Consider the following 18,951-nt stretch of genomic DNA (forward strand, 5'->3'; position numbering starts at 1 on the left):
AGCGGTCGCCAGTGGGTCACTGCGGGGAGAACACAGTCTGGATCAGGCGGTTGGGCGTGCCCCTGCGGATGAGGACACCGCGGCCCGGCGGCTGCTGGGAGGCGTACACCCCGGGGAACAGCTGGCCTTCGCCGCGGTCACCTGCCATGAGGAGGGCTGAGGATCCCGTCTCGCGCAGGCCCTGGACGAGGGGTTCGTAGATGCCGCGGGAGGCGCCTGCGACGCGGCGCGTCAGGACGAAGTGCAGGCCGATGTCGACCGCGGAGGGGATGTAGGGCAGGAAGGGGGCCAGGGGTTCCTGGCCGGCGGTGGTGAGCACGTCGTAGTCGTCGACGAGGACGACGATCCGCGGTCCGCCGCCCCAACTGCCCTGCTCCAGATCCTGGAGGCCGGCGGCATCATCGGGCAGCCGCTGCTCCAGCACGGTGGCGATACCGGTGGCTAGGCCCGCGCACAGCTTGGCGTTGTACGCGTAGCCGCCGTTGAACTCCTTGGGGATCGCGCCGCGCAGGCTTCGTCGGGGGTCCATGACGGCGAAGACCAGCTCGTCCTCGCTGTAACGCTCGATGAGGGCGTGGGCGATGGTCTTAAGGAGGTTGGTCTTGCCGCATTCGCTGTCGCCCATGATCAGCAGATGCTGGTCATGCTGGAACAGGTCGAGCAGCACGGGTTCGAGCCTCGTTTGGTCCAGGCCGATTGGTACTCGCTGGGGTTCGGCGGCTGGGCCTGGCAGGAGGTGGGGCTCCAGGACGTGTGGCAGCACGCGTACCGGCTGGGCGACCTCGCCGCTCCAGGTGGCGCGAACCGTCTTGGCTGCTCGCTCCAGGACCGCGCCGAGGTCTGCGGTGTCGGCGAGGGAGTCCGTGCGGGGAAGTGCGACCTGCGCGAAGAGTTTGCTGTCAGTCAGGACGCGGCCGGGCTCGTCGGGCGAGAGGGTCTTGGCGAGGTTGTGGTCGATGCTGGATTCACTGGGGTCGTTGAGCCGTAGCTCGATTCGGGTGCCGAAGTTCGACTGGACGGCGATACGGACGTCGTTCCAGCGGAGCATGCTCGCGACGACGTGGATGCCGTAACCGCTGCCGCGTTTGAGGATGTCGGCGATGTCGTCGTCGAGGTCCTCGAAGTCGTCGCGCAGTGCGCCGAAGCCGTCGATGACGAGGACGATCTCGGCGCCAGCTGCGGCAGCCGGCCCGCGGCGTGGAGGGTACGCAGCTGCTCGACGGAGTCGATGCCGTGCTGGCGGAAGAGGTCCTCCCGGGCGGCGAGCATGGTGCGTACTTCGTCGACGGTGCGGGCGGCGCGTTCGCGGTCGGCGCGGCCTGCGATGCCGCCGACGTGTGGCAGCCCCGACAGGGCAGCCAGTCCTCCGCCGACCAGATCGAGGCCGTAGACACCGACCTCCTGCGGGGTATGGGTCAGCGCGAGGGAGAGGACGAGGGTGCGCAGGAGGGTGGTCTTGCCGGACTGGGGGCCGCCGATGACGGCGGCGTGGCCGCCCGCCACTGTCAGGTCGAGGTACCACTGGCCCTGCCACTGCCTGGCCGGATCGTCGAGCAGACCGAGCGGGACCTCCAGCGGGCCGCGCCGCTGGGAGAGTTGGACACCGCGCGGGCCGACGTCCAGGGGGCCTGCGACCGTGTCCAGGGCTATCGCATCGGGCAGCGGGGGTAGCCAGATGCGGCGCACCGGACCGGCAGCGTGGGTCAGCTGCTCGACCATGACGCCCAGCTCGGTCGGCCCCATCTCGCGGCGCCGCACCGTAGGCTCCTGCGCGTGCGCATCCTCCTCCGCGGAACGGGTGTTGAGGGCGTCATAGGGGAGAGCGAGCGGCCCGCTGTCCTCGTCCTCCGGGCGTTGCACGGGGCCGCGGTAGGCGCCCGAGACATAGCTTGCCTTGAAGCGGTCGTAGTGGCTGGTGTCGACCTTGAGGTAGCCGAATCCCGGCAGGGGCGGCAGGTGGAAGGCGTCCGTGGTGTCCAGGACCGTACGGGATTCATCGGCGGAGAAAGTCCGCAGGCCCAGCCGGTAGGACAGGTAGGTGTCCAGACCCTTGAGCTTGCCGCCCTCGATGCGCTGACTGGACAGCAGCAGATGCACCCCAATCGAGCGGCCGATACGACCAATGGACAAAAACAGGTCGATGAAGTCCGGCTTGGCGGTGAGCAGCTCGCCGAACTCGTCGATGACGACGAACAGATGCGGCAGCGCCTCCAGATCGGGACGTTTCTCGGCGCGTAGCGCGGCGTAGTCACCGATGTCGGCGATGTTGCCCGCGTCCTTGAGGACCTGCTGGCGGCGCTTGACCTCACCGGCCAGCGAGGCGTGGACGCGCTCGACCAGGCCGGCCTGGTTCTCCAGGTTGGTGATGACACCGGCGACGTGCGGCAGGTCGGCGAATGGCGCGAAGGTCGCACCGCCCTTGTAGTCGATGAGGACCAGGGCGAGATCCCCGGGCGGGTGGGTGGCCACCAGGGCGAGGACGAGGGTGCGCAGGAGTTCCGACTTCCCGGAGCCGGTTGCGCCCACACACAGGCCATGCGGGCCCATGCCGAGCTCGGAGGACTCCTTCAGGTCCAGCAACACCGGCTCGTGGGAGTCGTTGATGCCGATGGGGACGCGCAGGAAGGCACGTTCGCCGCGCGGCGCCCACAGGCGCGACACGTCAAGCTGCGCCATGTCGTCGATGCCGAGCAGCTCGGCGAAGTCGACCGGTCCGGTCAGGGGGGCGTCCGCCAGCGACTCGGCGGACAGACGCAGCGGCGCCAGCATCCGGGCCAGGCCCTCGGCGAACGCGGTGCCGACCTCATCCACGGTGCCGTGGGCGCTGACCGGCTCCTGCTCGCGCAGGTCCTCGATGACCACCTTGTCGCCGTCGACGGTGATCCGGACGCTGATCTGCCCTGGCTCTTGGACCCGCTGTTCGAGCAGGTGCAGGACACTGACCCCCATCTCCCGTAGCCCGACCGCCTCGTCGGGACGCGGCAGGTCCACGGCGTCTTCTCCGTGGCCGTCGGCGACCACGAGCAGCCGGGACGTCATCGACAGCGCGTCATTGCCGGACAGGCCACGCCGCACCTCGGCCGCATAGGAGGCACGGCGGCGCAGTTCAGGGCCGAGCTGCCGGGCCAGCTGGGGCGCGGAGGGGGCGATACGGCGGGCGGCGACGGGCCCGTCGAACTGCTCTGTGTCGAGCAGATGCGGCATCCACTTGGCCCACTCCCATTCCGTGAGCCGATCCCCAGGCACCGCGAGCCCCACTGCCACGTCATCGGGGGCATGCAGGGCAGCAGCCTGGATGAGCAAGGCGCGCACAACGCGCAGACAGTCCTCGCGAGGGCCGATGACGCTGACATTGCCGACGCGGTCAAGCGGAACGGTAAGGGGGAGTTCGGTTCCGGTGCGGAAGCGCGCCATCAGCGCCGACGCCTCATTGAGCATGAAACGGTCAGGCGGAGTAAGAACTGACGACCCCTGCTCGGCGATCTGCAGATCCCGTACGGGCATCTCGCCAGTACCGACCCGCACACGCAGGAAGTCGCCATCGACCCGGCGGCGCTCCCATAGGCGAGCCGGATCACGCACGATGTCATAGAGAGCGGGAGGCGGCGGGTTGAGGACATCGGCGCGCTCGCGCCGCTCGCGTTCCTCGGCAGCGAGCTCCTCGCGCAAGTCCTCTAGATAGGCGAGGTACGCCTCGCGTTGGGTGCGGCGGGTGCGCTGGGCCTTGCCGCGCTGCGAGAAGACGAGGACGACGGAGCCGATGACGGTGACGACGAGGATGATCGCGCCGAGCGCGGCGAACTGACTGTTGCGCACTACCGTCATCATCACCACGGACGACATGACACCGGCGACCGGCAGCAGCGACATCGCGATGTTGCCCGCCTTCCCCTCGGGGAGGTTGGGCGGGGCCTCGATGACGCGCGCCTCGGAGGCGGCCGGAGGACGGGTGGTCCGGGCCGGGCGGTGTATCAGTCGGGTACTCATCGTCGTCCGTCATTCACGATCGGGCTCGGCATCGGTCAGTGACGCTTCTGGGAGAGGGAGAGCTGGAAAACGTCCGCGGCGAGGCGGGCAGCGGCTTCCCTGGTCGGGTGAGCCAGCAACTCCGTATGGACTGCGCCACCGGCCGCCAAATGCCGGTCATACGGCAGAACCTGGACGCTTGCCCCGGTGGACTTGAGCCCCTGGGCAGCTGCGTCAAGATCGAGCCCGGAGTTGGGCACCAATTCGGTGAGCACGACGACCGTGCCGGCGATCACATGCCGGGGGAGCCCCTGCATCCACTGCAGCACCGCATACGTACTGGTGACGCCCTCCGGCGTGGCGGGCGCGGTCAGAACACGGCCATGCGCGGCGGCGAGCGCGACCCGCGCGACCTCGGCGGGCAACGTCTCGCAGTCGATGATCATCACACCGAAGTAGCGGCGCAGCGCCACCACGGCCCGCTCATACGCCCGACTGTCCAGCATCACACCGATCTGCCCCTGGCTCGCAGGCAGCAACCAGGCATTGTCGGGAAGCTGGACGAGATAGCCGGTGACATCGAGCAGCGACATGTCCGCCTTGACGATGTCCGCGATATCGCTGGTCGTCCAGCGCCGGCTCCCGGCGCCGAGCCGCAGCGGCAGCGAGCCGAGCGCCGGATCGGCCTCCAAGAACAGGACCGGATCCTGCCGGTAGTGCGCATACGTGGTTCCCAGCAGCGCGGCAACAGTCGACTTGCCGGACCCGCCCCGGATGGAGGTGATGGCGATCTGCCGACCCGTCGTCACCGGCTGCTGCAGCACCGCAGCGGTGCGGGTGATCTCGGCGACCTCGCGCGCGGCTGACGAGGAGAGCGTACGGCGCAGGGCACGTGTGGCACGCGCCGCGAAGGACTCGCCGTGCCGCGGCTTGCTGCGTAGCGCACCCGCCAGGCCCTCGTCCACCACAGGGCGGGAGCCGGGAGCGCTCTGGGGCTGAGGACCCGGGGCATACGCGGCCGGGGCCTGCTGCTCCTGCCCCTGATACGGGTAGCCGGCCTGCTGTGGCGCGCCACCGCCATGTGCGGCGTCCGGCGTCTGGGTGCCCTGCGAAGACAGCTCCGGACGCGACGCGGAGGCGCTGTAAGCCTGCCCACTGGGGCCCTGAGCCCCCTGCTGGGCGCCGCTCCTCAGGTCGCGCAGCACATCACCCTGCCAGCCGTCTCCGTTCGGCATACCCGCTCCTCACCCCCAACCTGCTGCCCCGCCCGGAGCGCCGGCACATCGACTCAGAACTGTCAGAACTGGTTGAGCAACTGCCCATACACACCGAACACACCAAAGGCGAGCGGGAAGAGCCCCACCATGCCGACGGACTCGACCAGATCGCCCATGCGCCGCAGCCGCACCTGCACATGCTCGGGCACCTGCACCGCCAAAACGACCAACGGCAGCACCGCGGCCGCACACAGCACAGCCAGCGGTCCGACACCCTCCGCATGCTCCGTCCACCACATCACCAGGCGCACCACAAGGCACGCCGCGGCAGCCAAGAGCGCAACAACCTCAGCGACCAGCGGGAACGCTCGCGCTCTCGACACCAGCACCACGACAACGAGCGCCGCCAGCACCACGGTCCATACGGTCGGCGTCTCGGCCAGCGTGAGCAGCCAGCCAGCGCCGGCTGCCGATACCGCAGTGACGATCGTCGAGAGGGCAAGGCCGCGGTGCGTCGCCGCAAGCGCAGTGCCCACCTGGTGACGGCTGACAGAGACGCCGCCCGAGCGGCTGTCATCGAGCGCGGTGAGCCCCGACGCCATCAGAGCCAGCCGCGGCAGCACACCGAGCACCACCAAAGAGAAGACCGCCATCACGGCACCGAGCCGGGCCGGATCCCCCTGAACCGCGGCAACCGCCTGCCACACAATGGCGAACACGGCAGTGGTCACCGCACCAACCAGCCCACCCTTGCCCAGCGGAGAGAAGTACCCAAGGAACACAAGCGCCACGACCAGCGCGCCCGCCACGGCAGCGAGCCGCGCGGTGCCCGGCCAGCCGAACGCATCGGCAGCCGTCCACGCCGCCAGAACACCAAGCCCGCCAGCAGCGACCAAGAGCGCGGTCGCCAGCCCCCGATTTCCCTTCCCAACCTTGGCGACGAGCGCACCGGCCGCCAGGAGCACAGGCGATACAGCTGACAGCGCACCGACCAGGGCGCCCAGCGGGAACTCACGGCGGCCGAGCAGCGCGGCGATCACGGCGAAGGCGACGGTCGCCACCCCCGCACTGGCCCGGCGCGCAGCAGGACGCCAGCGCCAAGCCCGCAAGTCGAGGTCGTCAGCCACCTGGTCCGTGACGTCGTGCACAACGGGAGCCGGCGGCGCAGAATGCGTCGTCACGAGCCGGAGCACAGCGCCGTCAGATATCCCCGCTGACGCCAGCGTGCTGTCGTGCGGCAGGACAGATCCGTCAGACGTCATCAACTGCCGAGCTACCGGCCGCGATCCGGTCCGATCACCCAGCAACGGCAGGACATCTGGAATCAGCTGCCCTATCGGCGTATCGGAGAGCAGGACGACATCGGCCCGGCGCCGCTCGCCGACCAACGTCACTCGGCTCAGTTGCGCCCGGGAACTCACTGCTCTACTCACCACTTACCGGAACCTATCATCGCGGTGTTGACGAACTCCTTGGCCAAGCTGGACATGCTTCCACCCTGGCCCCGGGTCAGGGAACCCTCTTCCCGCCACGGGGAGCTCTTCGCGCATTCCCCAGGAATGCCGCACACTCTGTCCGAATCCGATCCGCGAACTTCTAGGATTTCGCCGACCTCGTCGGTTGCTCGTACTGCTGCACCTGACGCTGCTGCCTCTCCTGCTCAGCCTTCTGCGTCGCCAGCGTGTGCTGTAGGAACGACCACCCCACGCACCCCGCGCACAGGACAGCCGTGATCGCGATCCCCGCGAAAACCTTCCCCAGCCGCTCGTCCGCAGTGCGACGCCCCCGCTGTGCACCGAACAACAGGGCATCCCGCAACCTGCGTCGGCGAACTGCCACCGACTCCAGCAGCTGACTGTCGTAATCCCGCACCATTTCCTCGCCCGTCACCTCAGTCGCCCGCCGCCTCAGCCACGGCGGATGAACCCTGACCACCGGTGGCCACGCGTCGACCGTCACCCCGAGGTCTCCAGCATGATGGCGCACTTTCGAGTCTTCCGCCGCGCAGTCGGCTCGCCGAGCACACGGTCCTCCCGGGACAGCGGCCAGTTGATCGCTCCGCCCCACACGCGGAAGCTGTCGGCTACGGCCTGGCCACAGATCCCGCGCAGGGACGTCCTGCCTTGTCCCGCTGCGCATTATGCGTGGCGTGAGTAACGGCCTCGACCAGTACGACCTCCATCCAGCACTCTGCCGCCAGACCATCAACTCCTCGTGGGCATCTGTTCCTGTCTCGGCTGGTCAACCAAAGGTGATGCGACGGCCGTAATGAGAACTACCCTTGCGGCTTATGGATTGGCTTGATCGGGTAGCGAAGCTGAGACGGTGGACGAACAACGACGTCCGGGCTCCGCACAAGCCGTTGCTGCTGCTGTACGCCCTCGGCAGCTATCAACGGGATGCCGACAGCGAACTGCGGTACAGCGCGGTTGAGGATGAGCTCAAGCGATTGCTTGCCGAGTACGGACCATCGCACCCGACGACGCCCGCATACCCCTTCCACCACCTCGCCAGCGATGGAGTGTGGGAGGTCAGGACCGACCAGGGGCCGGGGAGCCCCGGCAGCGGAGTCCGGGTCCTTCGCTCCAGCGGAGCCATCGGCCGGCTTGCGCCCGGCCTGCGGGCTGCGCTCGCAGTCGAGCCGTCGCTGCTGGGTCGGCTCGTCAGAGTGCTGCTGGACACCCACTTCCCGCCGTCCCTGCACGTGGATCTGTGCGAAGCCGTCGGTCTCGACATGGAGCTTGCCGAGACCGGGGCCGTTAACGGCGCGGAGGTCGCAGCCCGACGGCAACGTGATCGACGGATGCGTGAACTCATACTCACCGCCTATGAGTTCCAGTGTGCGTTCTGTGGTTACGACGGGGCGCTCGGCGCAAGCACGGTCGGGCTGGAGGCCGCGCATGTGCGCTGGTGGTCACACGACGGGCCGGACGAGGTCGACAACGGCCTGTGCCTGTGCTCGCTGCACCACAAGCTCTTCGACAAAGGGGTCATGGGCCTCGGAGGCGACCACCGCATCCTTGTCTCCCAACGTTTCGTTGGCCGTAGCTCGGCCAGCCGACAGCACGTGCTTGCCCTCGCTGGCCGGCCGGTCATCGGCCCGCAGCCGGGCGTCCCACCGGTCGCGAGACAACACCGCGAGTGGCACGTTCGGCAGGTCTTCCACGGCAAACCCCGGACACCCGTGGGCAGGCCCGTGCACCCCACGTGACAGGAGGTTCACCATGCCTGAGCGGACGGCAGCACATGCCGGTTCGCACGAGATCGTGGACCACGTCACAACGCTCTGACCTGCGTCATCAAGCAGCTGATAGCCGCACCAGCCAACACGATCACCCCACGATTCGTGGCACCGGTCTCAGGCCCGGATTCCGCCAGGGCGATGGGGCGATCAAGACGTTCCCAACGGGCTGTCGATCACGCTGGCGACGCAGTTTTCCGGGGACTTCCTGGGGACTTTTCGGGGACTTTCAAGCCTGTCCCGGGGACTTTTCGGGGCCTTCCCGCCGGGTAAGCAGGGAAGGCCCTGACAGCGCTGAAAGAAGCAAACGCGCTGGTCAGGGCCTGTTTCCTCAGCACTCGATGATGTTCACCGCGAGCCCGCCCCGCGCCGTCTCCTTGTACTTGACGTTCATGCGGCCTCTCGTTCGCGGCAGTTGTTCTCCATCCATCGATTTATCTCGCTCGGCAGGAATCGTAGCTGTTGCCCCACACGGAAGCTGGGGATGGCCTCCTTCTCGTGATTGTCGTAAACCCAGGAGACGGGCTTCCCGAGAAAGTCTGCCAGGGTCGGCACGGTCCACATCGGTTGGTTCACAGCGATCCATTTCCGTAGGTAGGGAGTGCGACACGATAAGGACGCATTCCGGCCGTACCAAACGGCTCCGCAGACCACTGCCGGCACTCGCGGGTCGTCATGGTGACTCCTGGGGGGGCAACCCACCAGAGTTGTCCGCTGGCGCGTTGTGAGGAGCGGGCGTGTCCGGCCGCGGCGTGTCGGCGCACGCACGCCCGTCAACGCCGAAACTCAGCACCGATTCAGCACAACGCCCCCGACCGGACCGGAATGGACGGCAGCGGAAGTCAGCACGAACTCAGCACGGCCCAGCTTGTGCTCGTTCGGAGCGAACCAGCGCAAGCCGTTGACCTGCACGTTTGCCACCCCGTCCCGCGTCTGCTAATGCCCCGCATCCCAGTTCGAGAACATCTGGCTGCGGACGAAGCGCTACGATGAAAAAGGCCAGGTCACGAGCGGTACGGGAGGCGTCTGCTACCTCTACTTCCCGGCTAAGCCAGCACCAACTCAGCACCGCGCACTCGCGGAGCTGGGAATCCGCTGAGCATGTGTACCCCGAAGGTGGCCTCGATGACCTGACGGCAGCGGTCACTGCCGTCGAGGGTGAGATGGCCGTACCGGTCCACCGTGATCTTGATCGAGCTGTGGCCCATCCACCGCGACACCTCGTGGATGGGCACACCGTTGCTCAGGGTCACGGTGGCCCATTTGTGCCGGAGGTCGTGCGGGTTGTAGTCGGGAAGGCCGAGGCGTTTCAGTGCCCGGTCCCAGGACTTACGGAAAAGATCCCGGTAGGTCATGCCTCCAGCCTGATTCCGAATGGGCAGCCTTTCGGCAATCGGCTCCAGGGCGGCGGGCGCCGGTATATCGCGCCATTCGCCCTCTTTTCGATGCTTCAAGGGAGCGTAGAGGGCAACGTACTTGCCTGAGGAATTCTTGATACGCACAACCTGCCGCCGGCAACGCAACGTGCCGTCGACGATGTCCTCTGGAAAGACTCCCAGCGACTCGCCGATACGCAATCCACAGCACGCCATGAGCCACACAGCAGGCTCCAGGCGTGGTCCAATCTCTTTGGCCAAGGCTGAAATCTCGTCGAAGCTGGGAAGCGTCCTCTCATCCACTTGCATGACGGGGTTGGCAGGCTTCTCAGCCTGCTTGACCGGATTCTCGCGGATCCTCTTGTGACGAGCCGCGTGAGAGAACATCCCCGACAGAGCAATGCGACGGGAATCTATCGTGTTGGGCATCGCGCCCTGCCGACGCCAGAGCGCGTACAGCTCCTCCACGTCGGCCGCAGTGACCTGGGAGATGGCCTTCTTACCCAGCCGGGGGAGGACGTGAAGACGCATGATGCGCTCGTAGGACTCCTCCGTGCCGGCCGCCATGGGCTTCAGAGCGAGCCAGTCGGCCGCATAGCGCCGCACCGACACCTTGCCGGCAGAAGGATCGACGTAGCTGTTCTCCCGTTTGTCGTTCTCCATCTTGGTGGCGAAATCCACCGCGTCCTTCTTGCGGTCGAACGACTTCTCACGCTGCCGAGCGCTACGCCCACCGGGCTCCCGGTACCGAACGAGCCATCGCTTGCCGGGCGCACCAACGCCTTTGTCTACTACCGTCGCCAAATCCGTGCCAATCCGTCCGAGCGTCACCGACGAGTCTTCCCGCCAGGGTGTGTAGTTGTAGCTCGGAATTCCGGCCGCGCCAAATGTGGGCTCGGGTTGATGATTTGGCTACGCGGCAACTTGAATGCCCTCGCTGGGCATCGCTCCATGCTCCGAAGGTTGCGCCGGGTCTTCCATCACCCCGTCGCAGAGCACGGCGCCGGTTTCAGGTATCTTTCCGACGGACTCGACCTTCAGTCTCCTGGGAATTAGGGTTCAGGCAATTCAGCTTTCACCGTGTCACGCGGGTCCCTCGATACCCCGTCTCCGATACCTGAGCCCGGTCACCGATTTCCTGGCATTCTCTGGTCCCTTCTCCGTTTCCGGATGAGGTAAGCCATCAGACCCAAGAATCTCCCTCCAAATTCTTCCCGACTGAATCGGGGATACGACAGTGAGGTCGACCCGGAGCGCGGTGCTGGCCTCGCGGCCAGCCCGTTTCTCCGGGTCGCCTCCCGAACCCGGCGTGCACCGCTAAGCGCACCGGGCTCTCCACAAGTCCCGTGGGTTTGTGTTCACCTCATGCTGTGCTCGGCCACGGTGTCGGGATGCGTGTTCCCCGGTAGTAGTAGCGCTTGGCGCTTACCCTTGCCGGGTCGAACAACTCCACTCCATCCGCGGCGGGCCAGATGCCGTAGCGTCGGCGTAGTACCTTCCAAGGAACACGCCTGTGCTTGCGCTCCTGCCATCTGACGATCTCCTTCCAGAGATAGGCCCTCAGATAGCTGAATGTCGCATTCGAGCATCCGTACTTGAAGTACGCGGTCCATCCCCGCAGCATCCGATTGAGCTGATGCAGCAGGTCTTCGAGCGGCAGGTTCGTGCTCCGCCGGCAGATCGTCTTCACCTTGGCCATGACGGCCACCAGGGCCTTCTTGGCCGGATAGACGTAGACGTACTGCTTGCCGGTGCCTCGTTTCCGGTGGCGCTGGATGCGCCAGCCGAGGAAATCAAGACCCTCGTCGACGTGGGTGATCAGAGTCTTCTCCGGAGAGAGGCGCAGGCCCATCGTGGACAAGACCCCTGCGAGCTCTTCCCGCAGGGCTTCGGCGTGCGCCTCGGTGCCCGAAACGAGCAAGCACCAGTCGTCTGCATACCGCACAAGGCGGTAGTTCGGCAGACCTTGTCGGCGTCGCTTGGCCCTTCCATACGGGCTGGCTCCGGGCCCACCTGGCCCTTGGGCGACATGGTCGTCCAAGACCGAGAGAGCCACGTTGCTCAGCAACGGGGAGAGAATCGATCCCTGCGGAGTTCCGGCATCGGTATCCACCAGCGTGCCGTCCTCATCGAGGATGCCCGCCTTCAGAAACGCCTTCACCAGAGCCAGGATGCGTTTGTCTCCGATACGTTCCCGCACCCGGTCCATAAGGGCAGAGTGTGAGATTTCGTCGAAGCAGGCTTTGATGTCACCCTCAACAACCCACTCGTATGAGCGGGATGCGAAATGGTGCACCTCGGCCACTGCATCGTGAGCCCGGCGGTTCGGACGGAACCCGTAGGAGCACGGGCGAAAATCCGTCTCGAAAATTGGCTCCAACACCAGTTTCAAGGACGCCTGGGCCACCCGGTCACGGATGGTCGCGATCCCCAGATAGCGGACCTTGCCGCCAGCCTTGGGAATCGCGCGTCGTCGCGCCGGAAGGGGACGGAAGGTGCGGGCCTTGAGATCTTCCCGCAGTTCCTTCAGAAACCCCTCCAGCCCACGCTCGGACTCAATGTAGTAGGCGGTTTCCCCGTCTACCCCTGCCGTGCGCGTGCCCTTGTTGTTCCGCACCCGATCCCAGGAAACCAGCAGAAAGCCTGGGTCGGCAACGAGGTTGTGCAGATCATCGAACCTGCGATGAGGGTCGTCATTGGCCCAACGGTGCAGCTTGGTCTGGATCTCCAGTACCCGGCGTTCCGCCTTGAGTAAGGCGTATTCCAGTTCGTCGGTATTCACCAACGTCCTCCCGGCATTCCAGTGTCCGTACTGCTGACTTGCTGGCCCCGTGAAGTAGGCCGCCGGCGAGGTGCCCCAGCGGGGTCCTTTTCCGACGGCCCCTTCCCGAACCGGGCATGCGACTTATCACCGCACCCGGCTCTCCAGTGCCCAATTCCGCGAGCCCTGCCGGTCGGTGCGTCCATTGTGGATTTCACCGTGGCAGTCGCGGCAGACTACGAGGGTCTTGCGGCGACGTGATGCCATCCGCTGTGCCCACTCAGGCTGTTCAGCCTGATCCCGGGTAGGGAGATCTTCCAAACGTCGAATGTGATGCACTTCGACGTCTGTATGCGCTCGGCAGAGCTCGCAGCGACTGGACATGAGCCGGTCGATGAGCTCCGCTGGTCGCTGTCTCCATACAGCCGGGAGTTCGTCTCTGAGGATTACCCTCGTGGTCCTGCGCGCCAGAGGTACCCCGCCCCAACGGGCGACCAGCGGTCTCTTTCCGGCACGTTCGACTGTGACCTGTAGCCCTCTGCGAGGACCTCCAGGAGTTTGCCAAGTCGCCCGGAAACGGTTCCAGATCTTATTGACGCTGAGCTTGTTCTTGTGCCCCAGCGTCTTGAACCGCCCCGGGTGATGTGGAGGCTCGATTCCATGTAAGGATCAGAGTCATGGCACGTCCCTCCTCCTACCCGCCCGAGCTCCGCAAGCGTGCGGTGCGCATGGTCGCGGAGATCCGCGGTGACTACCCGACCGAGACCGCCGCGATGAACGCGGTGATGCAGAAGCTGGGCATCGGCTCACGCGAGACGCTGCGCAAATGGGTCAAGCAGGACGAGATCGACTCGGGCAGGCAGCCAGGGACGACCACCGAGGAGGCCGCACAGATCAAGGCCCTGAAGAAGGAGATCGCCGAGCTGAAGCGGGCGAACGAGATCCTCAAGGCCGCGTCGACTTTCTTCGCGGCCGAGCTCGACCGGCCACACACACGCTCGTAGCGTTCGTCGACGAGCACCGGGACCGCTTCGGCGGCGTCGAGCCGATCTGCACCGTGCTGTCCGCGCACGGTGTCAGCATCGCCCCCTCCACCTACTACGCGGCGAAGAAGCGTCAGGAGAAGCCCTCCGCCCGCGCGGTGCGCGACGAGGTGACAAAGGAGCTGATCACCGAGGCCTACGAGGCCAACTACCGTGTCTATGGTGCCCGGAAGGTCTGGCGGCAACTGCACCGCCAGGGCCACGCGGTGGCCCGCTGCACCGTCGAGCGGCTGATGCGCGAGCTGGGCATCGCCGGCGCCGTCCGCGGCAAGAAGGTCATCACCACCATCCCGGAGCCGACGGCCGCGCGGGCGCCGGACCTGCTCGACCGCGACTTCGTCGCGAAGGCCCCGAACCGCACCTGGGTCGCGGACTTCACCCACGTGGCCGCCTGGAGTGGCACCGTCTACGTCGCCTTCGTCGTGGACACCTTCTCCCGCCGCATCGTCGGCTGGGCCGCAGCCACCACCAAACACACCCAACTCGTCCTGGACGCACTGGAGATGGCACTGTGGCAGCGCGACCGCGACGGCCACCGACCCGGCGCAGGAGAGCTGATACACCACTCCGACGCGGGCTCGCAGTACACATCGTTCACGCTCGCCGAGCACCTGGACGCGGCCGGCATCGCAGCCTCGATCGGCTCAGTCGGGGACGCGTATGACAACGCGCTCATGGAGTCCACGATCGGCCTGTTCAAGACCGAGGTGATCAAGCCCCGGCGGCCGTGGAAGACGCTGTCGCAGGTCGAGCTGGCCACCGCCGAGTGGGTCGACTGGTACAACCACAGCCGCCTCCACGGTGAGCTCGGCCACATCCCGCCCGCCGAATACGAAGCCAGCCACTACCAAGCAACCACGAAACCCCAGGTCACAACCACCATCTGAGCTCTCTACCGAACCCGGGGCGGTTCATCTTGCCCAGAGACCGTTCCATGACGTACCTCAGCGAGCCGAGGCGGTGCCGGTTGTAGGCCAGCTGGTAATACTCTGCGATTCCCCGGAACTCCGCCTGGTACCGCGCCACGATCTGAAAGTTCGAGTCGTGGACACGTTCCAGTTTGGCGGCCGGTTTGCCGCGTCGCATGTAGGGCTTGCGCTTGGCGCGCACGACATCCATTGGCACCTTCAAGCCGATCTGTCCGTTGATGGACCTATGGCCGTGTCGGTTGCGTTTGGCGTCGTTGTGGTGGACCACGATCTCGTAGCCGAGGAAACGAGCGGCTCGTGTCCGCCCATGGGTGATCAAGGTCTTCCGATCAGAGAGTTCCAGCTTCAAATGATTCCGCAGGAATCTCCCGATCAGTCCCTTGATGTTCTCGGCTTCCTGCCTCGTCCCGGAGAATCCGAGCAGCCAATCGTCCGCATAGCGGACGTAGTGCAGCCGCCGGAAACCTGAATCGTTTGGGTCACGCGAGGGAAGTCGTTGCAGCTGATGGCGCAACTGCCGTGCTTCCTCCCGCCGTCCGCGCTTCTCCAGTTTCCAAGCTGCCTTGTGTATCCGCATGTACGGCAGATACGGCTTGCGTCGGGCGCCCCGGTTGAAGACAGGCAAGAGCGTTGTCTCGACGTACTTGTCCAAGCGGTCCAGGTAGATGTTGGAGAGCAGTGGGCTCAGAACACCCCCTTGTGGCGCACCACTCAGTGTTTCGTGATAGCGCCATTCCTCCAAGTATCCAGCCTGGAATAGCCCGTCGATCAACCGTAGAAAACGGTTGTCGTGAATGTCTTCGGCTAAGATGGAGCGCAGTACCCCATGATCCAGCCGGTCGAAACACTGGGAGATGTCTCCCTCGACGAACCACGTTACCCCGCCCCACGACTCGGAAACTTCCGCGAGTGCTGTGTGACAGCCCTTCCCTGGCCTGAAACCATGGGACCGATCGGAGAACTGCGGCTCGTAATACGCCTCCAGCAGAGAGCGGATCACTTCTTGCAGCAGCTTGTCCGACCACGAAGGCAGACCCAGAGGCCGGCGCTTCCCTGGTGTTCCTTTCTTCTCGATGTATACGCGCCGAACCGGGGTCCACCGATACCGCTCATGTCGCAAAGCATCGATGATCGTCTGAATTTTCTTCAGACTCATACCATCCACGGTCTCTTGGTTAGAACCGGGTGTCATAGAGCCATCGTTGCGGTAGATCTTGCCGTAGGCCCGCAAATACAACTCCGGGTTGAACAGGTGCCGGTACAGTCTCTCCAGTGGAAATCCTCTCTTGCCGCGTTCGTGGATGATCTCCATCAGGGCTTCGGCTCTCTGCATTACGCGTACCTTGCCTCTCCGGATATCGTGGACACCTGTGCCACTTGGCCCTGTAAGCGGCTCTCCCGCTCTCCTCGGTGGGGCGTTACTCCCACGACTACTATTGACACTCCGTCACCATAGGGCTCGCGCCCCTTAGGTGATCCCGAATTCCTCTTGCATTGGACGTATCGAGCGTGACGTAGGCGGCCTGTCCGTTCCCTTGAGTGAGCTCGTTGCTCACCGTCCACCAGCCGGAAGGGTTGGGGCGAAGCAAAGGGGATTCGCCTGATGCTGATGACTCCGCTCCGGGCGTTGTATGTCGGAGGATGCACATTTCCATCCCTGGGAACTTGGCTTCAAACAGTTTGGTCTTCGCCATATCACACGGACTTTGCGCGGCAGCGCCATAAACGCCTTCACAACGCTCCACGCTTTCCCGCCATGCTGTTGTCCCCTCGCGCTTTCGCGTCCAGGTAAGGCGGGTAGTCCAGAGGCTTCTCCTTCCGAACCTCTACTCTCTGCGAGAGTGATCCAACGCCGAGTTAGACGGCGCAACTTCGCCATGTGCGGACCTCTCGTCCGCTCCGACTACTACGGGGCCTCCGCCCCATCCCGCACCTTCGACGGACGACGCATCTATCCCACAGCTCCGAATGGCTTTCGGATCGCGGGAGCGATGCGGGATGGTTCCCGTGTTCACGGTGAATCGATCGATCAGTCCGGCATCCAGCTTTGCCCCGGCAGCATCGCCACGGTTACGCCGCAGGCTTTCGCCGTGGCCTCCCCACCGACACGCCAAGTCAGCTACGGAGTCATCCTGCCAAATCGGCAGACTGTGCACTGCAACCCGGCCCATATCCACCAGATTTGAGCCGGTGCCACGCTTACGGAGCTTTACCACTGATTCCTCTCGTATGCCCTCTGATCTCGCTCGCCGGACCCGGCCCGTCTGGCAGTTCCGAGCCGTCCCGGCTTTGTCAGCGCTGCTTCCCGCCCTTCCCGGCGTCTCCCGGGTCGGACTGCGCTCAGCTCCCACCAGGCTGCTGCGACAGCCTGGCGAGGAGGTCTTGCACCTCCTTCGATTCACCGCGCCTCACGGCGCACAGGCGCCTCATGGCGCACTGGAAGCGGTCAGCGACCTGGAGAGCTGTCGGTGCCCCGGTTCTGGCGCCTTCAGCAAAGAACGGGGCACGATCGCGGCAGATCACCTCGATCTCCGGTCGTTCGCTGAGCCAGGCTGCGAGCGTCTCTGCTTCTCGGTCAGGCAACAGGTCCACGGGGCGGCCGGTCTCGACGTCGACCAGCACGGTTCCGTAGACCTGGCCCTTGCGCATGGCGTATTCGTCGACGCCGACTACCCGCGGAGTCCGCGGCTGTGGCTCCGGGAGGGCGTCGACCAGCCGCAACACCGTGCTGCGGCTGACCGAGATCCCGAAGACGTCCGCGATGCGGGCGCCGGCCCGGCCGGCGAGAGCGAGGCCGACCTCGGCCAGTGCCGACCGCAGCCGTTCGGTCCACCGGCTGTAGCGGCGGGTCAGCCCCGGGACCTGCTTGGCGAACGTTCGCCGTTCGCATGAGGGATCCGTGCAGGCGAACCGCCGGACGTGCAGACACAGCACCACCCACCGCCCCGCGCTCGGAAGGTCGGCAGGAAACCGCAGGTAGGAGCCGTGCACCCGGCTCGACCAGGCTCCACAGTCCGGACACAATGCGCCAGCTGACCGGCATCTGATCCCAATGCGGATCGCCTCGCCATGGTCTTCCGCCGACACCACCGCGACCTCTGGAGCCGACAGGAACAACAGCTCCTCCAGCTGGAGCATGACCTCGTTCACGGCCCAGAACTGTCAGCCACAACATGCTCTTGGACGGCTGTTTTCGGGCGACCTCCTCAGAGCCATCGCCAAGATCAACAGTCACGCAGAGTGTGCGCTTCACAGGAATTGATCCAGAACCACTACTCGTGAATAAAGCCACCGTCTCCGTCTTGGACGCTCTGGACCTTGACCGTGCTCACGTGGTGGGCATGTCCCTGGGCAGCACCCTTGCCCAGTTGTTGCTGTTGGGCCATCCCGAGCGACTGCGGAGCGCCACGCTGATGGGCGCCCGTGCCCTGGGCACCTTCGCTCCCGGCCCGGACACGCCGGACCTGCCCGGCCCCGACCGCCGGGTGTTCCGCGTGTTCGAGCAGATGGGCCAGGAACGCGACCGGGAGGCGGAGATCGCTTGGCGGGTGGAGAACTGGCGGCTGTTCAACGGGGATGTGCTGGCCTTCGATCCGGAGGAGTTCCGCCGGATCGAGGAAAGAGCGATCGACCACAGCGGCTGCCACGAATTCCCCGTCACTCACTCCCGCCTGTCCCCGACGGGGCTTGACCGCGCGGCCGAACTGGGCAAGGCCAGCACACCAGCCCTGGTCATCGAGGGCCCCGAGGACCCTATCAACCCTCCGCCGCACGCCCGTTACCTGGCCGGTCTCATCCCCAACACCCAGCTGGTGACCGTCCCGGGCATGGGACACGCGCTCAGCTCCGCGGTCCTCACACCCGTGACCGAGGCAATCCTCGCCCACACCACACACCACCACTGACCGGTACCGGCCGCGACGGGCCGGGCCGACGCAGAAACACCTCACAGCTCACGGGCCATCAGAAGGGAAAACCATCATGACGAGCACGACCGCAGGTACGGGTACGCCTTCGATCTACCCCACCCTGCTGTGTTGGGACGCCCGCGCCGATCTCCGGCAGCTCACCGAGGCGTTCGGCTTCACCCGGGCACGGTGTACGAAAGCAAGAAGGGCACGGTCATGCAGGCCGAACTCTCCTACGGCAACGGCACGGTGATGCTGGCCTCGAAGGGACAGCGTGGCCGGGGTGCCGTCGGAGAAGCGCTGGCCGACGCGGGGCCGGCATCCCTGTACATCGTCGTCGAGGACGTCGCCGCCCACTTCGAACGCGCCGAGCGCGCCAGCGTCGAAATCCTTGTGCCCCTGAAGGAGACCTACGGGGCCCCGACCTATGTCGCCCGCGATGGGGAAGGCAACATCTGGACCTTCGGCACGTACATACCGGGGGCTCAGCCGACGGCCGACTGAGCTCTG

At 65.8% G+C, this 18,951-nt stretch carries 12 protein-coding genes and 3 pseudogenes; 5 read left to right on the forward strand and 10 right to left on the reverse strand.

From position 1 onward, the window contains the following. Window positions 1–16: 16 nt before the first annotated feature. From eccCa to K9S39_RS36335, 4 genes and pseudogenes are all read right to left on the reverse strand, one after another. Window positions 17–3,987 (reverse strand): annotated as a pseudogene (gene eccCa / locus K9S39_RS36320) (type VII secretion protein EccCa). Window positions 3,988–4,022: 35 nt separating this feature from the next. Then, window positions 4,023–5,201: a MinD/ParA family ATP-binding protein gene (locus K9S39_RS36325; RefSeq protein ID WP_248867571.1), complete on the reverse strand. Its 1,179-nt coding sequence runs from the start codon at window positions 5,199–5,201 to the stop codon at window positions 4,023–4,025. A gap of 62 nt (window positions 5,202–5,263) precedes the next feature. Then, window positions 5,264–6,604: a type VII secretion integral membrane protein EccD gene (gene eccD / locus K9S39_RS36330; RefSeq protein ID WP_248867572.1), complete on the reverse strand. Its 1,341-nt coding sequence runs from the start codon at window positions 6,602–6,604 to the stop codon at window positions 5,264–5,266. Between the two features lie 175 nt (window positions 6,605–6,779). Then, window positions 6,780–7,058 carry a hypothetical protein gene (locus K9S39_RS36335; protein ID WP_248869115.1) on the reverse strand — a complete coding sequence of 93 codons (279 nt, stop codon included), beginning with the start codon at window positions 7,056–7,058 and terminating at the stop codon, window positions 6,780–6,782. A gap of 415 nt (window positions 7,059–7,473) precedes the next feature. On the opposite strand from K9S39_RS36335, the gene K9S39_RS36340 reads away from it, so the two are divergent. Next, window positions 7,474–8,394, forward strand: a complete 921-nt coding sequence (locus K9S39_RS36340; protein WP_248867573.1) for a phosphorothioated DNA-binding restriction endonuclease — start codon at window positions 7,474–7,476, stop codon at window positions 8,392–8,394. 420 nt (window positions 8,395–8,814) lie between these two features. Here K9S39_RS36340 and K9S39_RS43180 read toward each other — a convergent pair whose 3' ends face one another. Then, window positions 8,815–8,988, reverse strand: coding sequence for a helix-turn-helix domain-containing protein (locus tag K9S39_RS43180; RefSeq protein ID WP_406708183.1), 174 nt, complete (start codon window positions 8,986–8,988; stop codon window positions 8,815–8,817). A gap of 388 nt (window positions 8,989–9,376) precedes the next feature. Between K9S39_RS43180 and K9S39_RS36345 the strand changes: the two are divergent. Then, window positions 9,377–9,523, forward strand: a pseudogene (locus K9S39_RS36345) (peptidase C39 family protein); the annotation flags it as partial. Here the strand turns inward: K9S39_RS36345 and K9S39_RS36350 are convergent. The 3 genes from K9S39_RS36350 to K9S39_RS43185 form a co-directional block, all read right to left on the reverse strand. Beyond that, window positions 9,471–10,631, reverse strand: coding sequence for a tyrosine-type recombinase/integrase (locus tag K9S39_RS36350; RefSeq protein WP_248867574.1), 1,161 nt, complete (start codon window positions 10,629–10,631; stop codon window positions 9,471–9,473). The pseudogene K9S39_RS36345 and the gene K9S39_RS36350 overlap by 53 nt on opposite strands. Before the next feature lie 532 nt (window positions 10,632–11,163). Then, complete coding sequence (gene ltrA / locus K9S39_RS36355; RefSeq protein WP_248867575.1) at window positions 11,164–12,582, reverse strand: group II intron reverse transcriptase/maturase; 1,419 nt, start codon at window positions 12,580–12,582, stop codon at window positions 11,164–11,166. A gap of 126 nt (window positions 12,583–12,708) precedes the next feature. Next, window positions 12,709–12,945: an HNH endonuclease gene (locus K9S39_RS43185; RefSeq protein ID WP_406708074.1), complete on the reverse strand. Its 237-nt coding sequence runs from the start codon at window positions 12,943–12,945 to the stop codon at window positions 12,709–12,711. 293 nt (window positions 12,946–13,238) lie between these two features. On the opposite strand from K9S39_RS43185, the gene K9S39_RS36360 reads away from it, so the two are divergent. Further along, window positions 13,239–14,491, forward strand: a protein-coding gene (locus tag K9S39_RS36360) for an IS3 family transposase (RefSeq protein WP_248861262.1) whose coding sequence is annotated in 2 segments (ribosomal slippage) — window positions 13,239–13,521 and window positions 13,521–14,491 — 1,254 coding nt in all. Because the reading frame shifts where the segments join, the coding sequence is not laid out codon by codon here. Here K9S39_RS36360 and K9S39_RS36365 read toward each other — a convergent pair. Together K9S39_RS36365 and K9S39_RS36370 are read right to left on the reverse strand one after the other, a co-directional pair. Further along, window positions 14,475–15,866 carry a reverse transcriptase/maturase family protein gene (locus K9S39_RS36365; RefSeq protein WP_248867576.1) on the reverse strand — a complete coding sequence of 464 codons (1,392 nt, stop codon included), beginning with the start codon at window positions 15,864–15,866 and terminating at the stop codon, window positions 14,475–14,477. The genes K9S39_RS36360 and K9S39_RS36365 overlap by 17 nt on opposite strands. 1,007 nt (window positions 15,867–16,873) lie before the next feature. Continuing rightward, complete coding sequence (locus K9S39_RS36370; RefSeq protein WP_248867577.1) at window positions 16,874–17,683, reverse strand: ISL3 family transposase; 810 nt, start codon at window positions 17,681–17,683, stop codon at window positions 16,874–16,876. 152 nt (window positions 17,684–17,835) lie between these two features. Here K9S39_RS36370 and K9S39_RS36375 point away from each other — a divergent pair, with 152 nt between their 5' ends. Further along, on the forward strand, window positions 17,836–18,438 hold the full coding sequence (locus tag K9S39_RS36375; RefSeq protein WP_248867578.1) for an alpha/beta fold hydrolase: 603 nt from the start codon (window positions 17,836–17,838) through the stop codon (window positions 18,436–18,438). 76 nt (window positions 18,439–18,514) lie between these two features. Beyond that, window positions 18,515–18,945 (forward strand): annotated as a pseudogene (locus K9S39_RS36380) (VOC family protein). The last annotated feature ends 6 nt before the right edge of the window (window positions 18,946–18,951 follow it).

This window comes from Streptomyces halobius, assembly GCF_023277745.1.
Lineage (GTDB): Bacteria > Actinomycetota > Actinomycetes > Streptomycetales > Streptomycetaceae > Streptomyces > Streptomyces halobius.

Excerpts from the sequence above, each read along its gene's own strand:
- K9S39_RS36325 (WP_248867571.1), bottom strand. The coding sequence starts at position 5,201 with ATGCCGAACGGAGACGGCTGGCAGGGTGATGTGCTGCGCGACCTGAGG.
- K9S39_RS36335 (WP_248869115.1), bottom strand. The coding sequence starts at position 7,058 with ATGGTGCGGGATTACGACAGTCAGCTGCTGGAGTCGGTGGCAGTTCGC.
- K9S39_RS36340 (WP_248867573.1), top strand. The coding sequence starts at position 7,474 with ATGGATTGGCTTGATCGGGTAGCGAAGCTGAGACGGTGGACGAACAAC.
- K9S39_RS43180 (WP_406708183.1), bottom strand. The coding sequence starts at position 8,988 with ATGTGGACCGTGCCGACCCTGGCAGACTTTCTCGGGAAGCCCGTCTCC.
- K9S39_RS43185 (WP_406708074.1), bottom strand. The coding sequence starts at position 12,945 with ATGTCCAGTCGCTGCGAGCTCTGCCGAGCGCATACAGACGTCGAAGTG.
- K9S39_RS36365 (WP_248867576.1), bottom strand. The coding sequence starts at position 15,866 with ATGCAGAGAGCCGAAGCCCTGATGGAGATCATCCACGAACGCGGCAAG.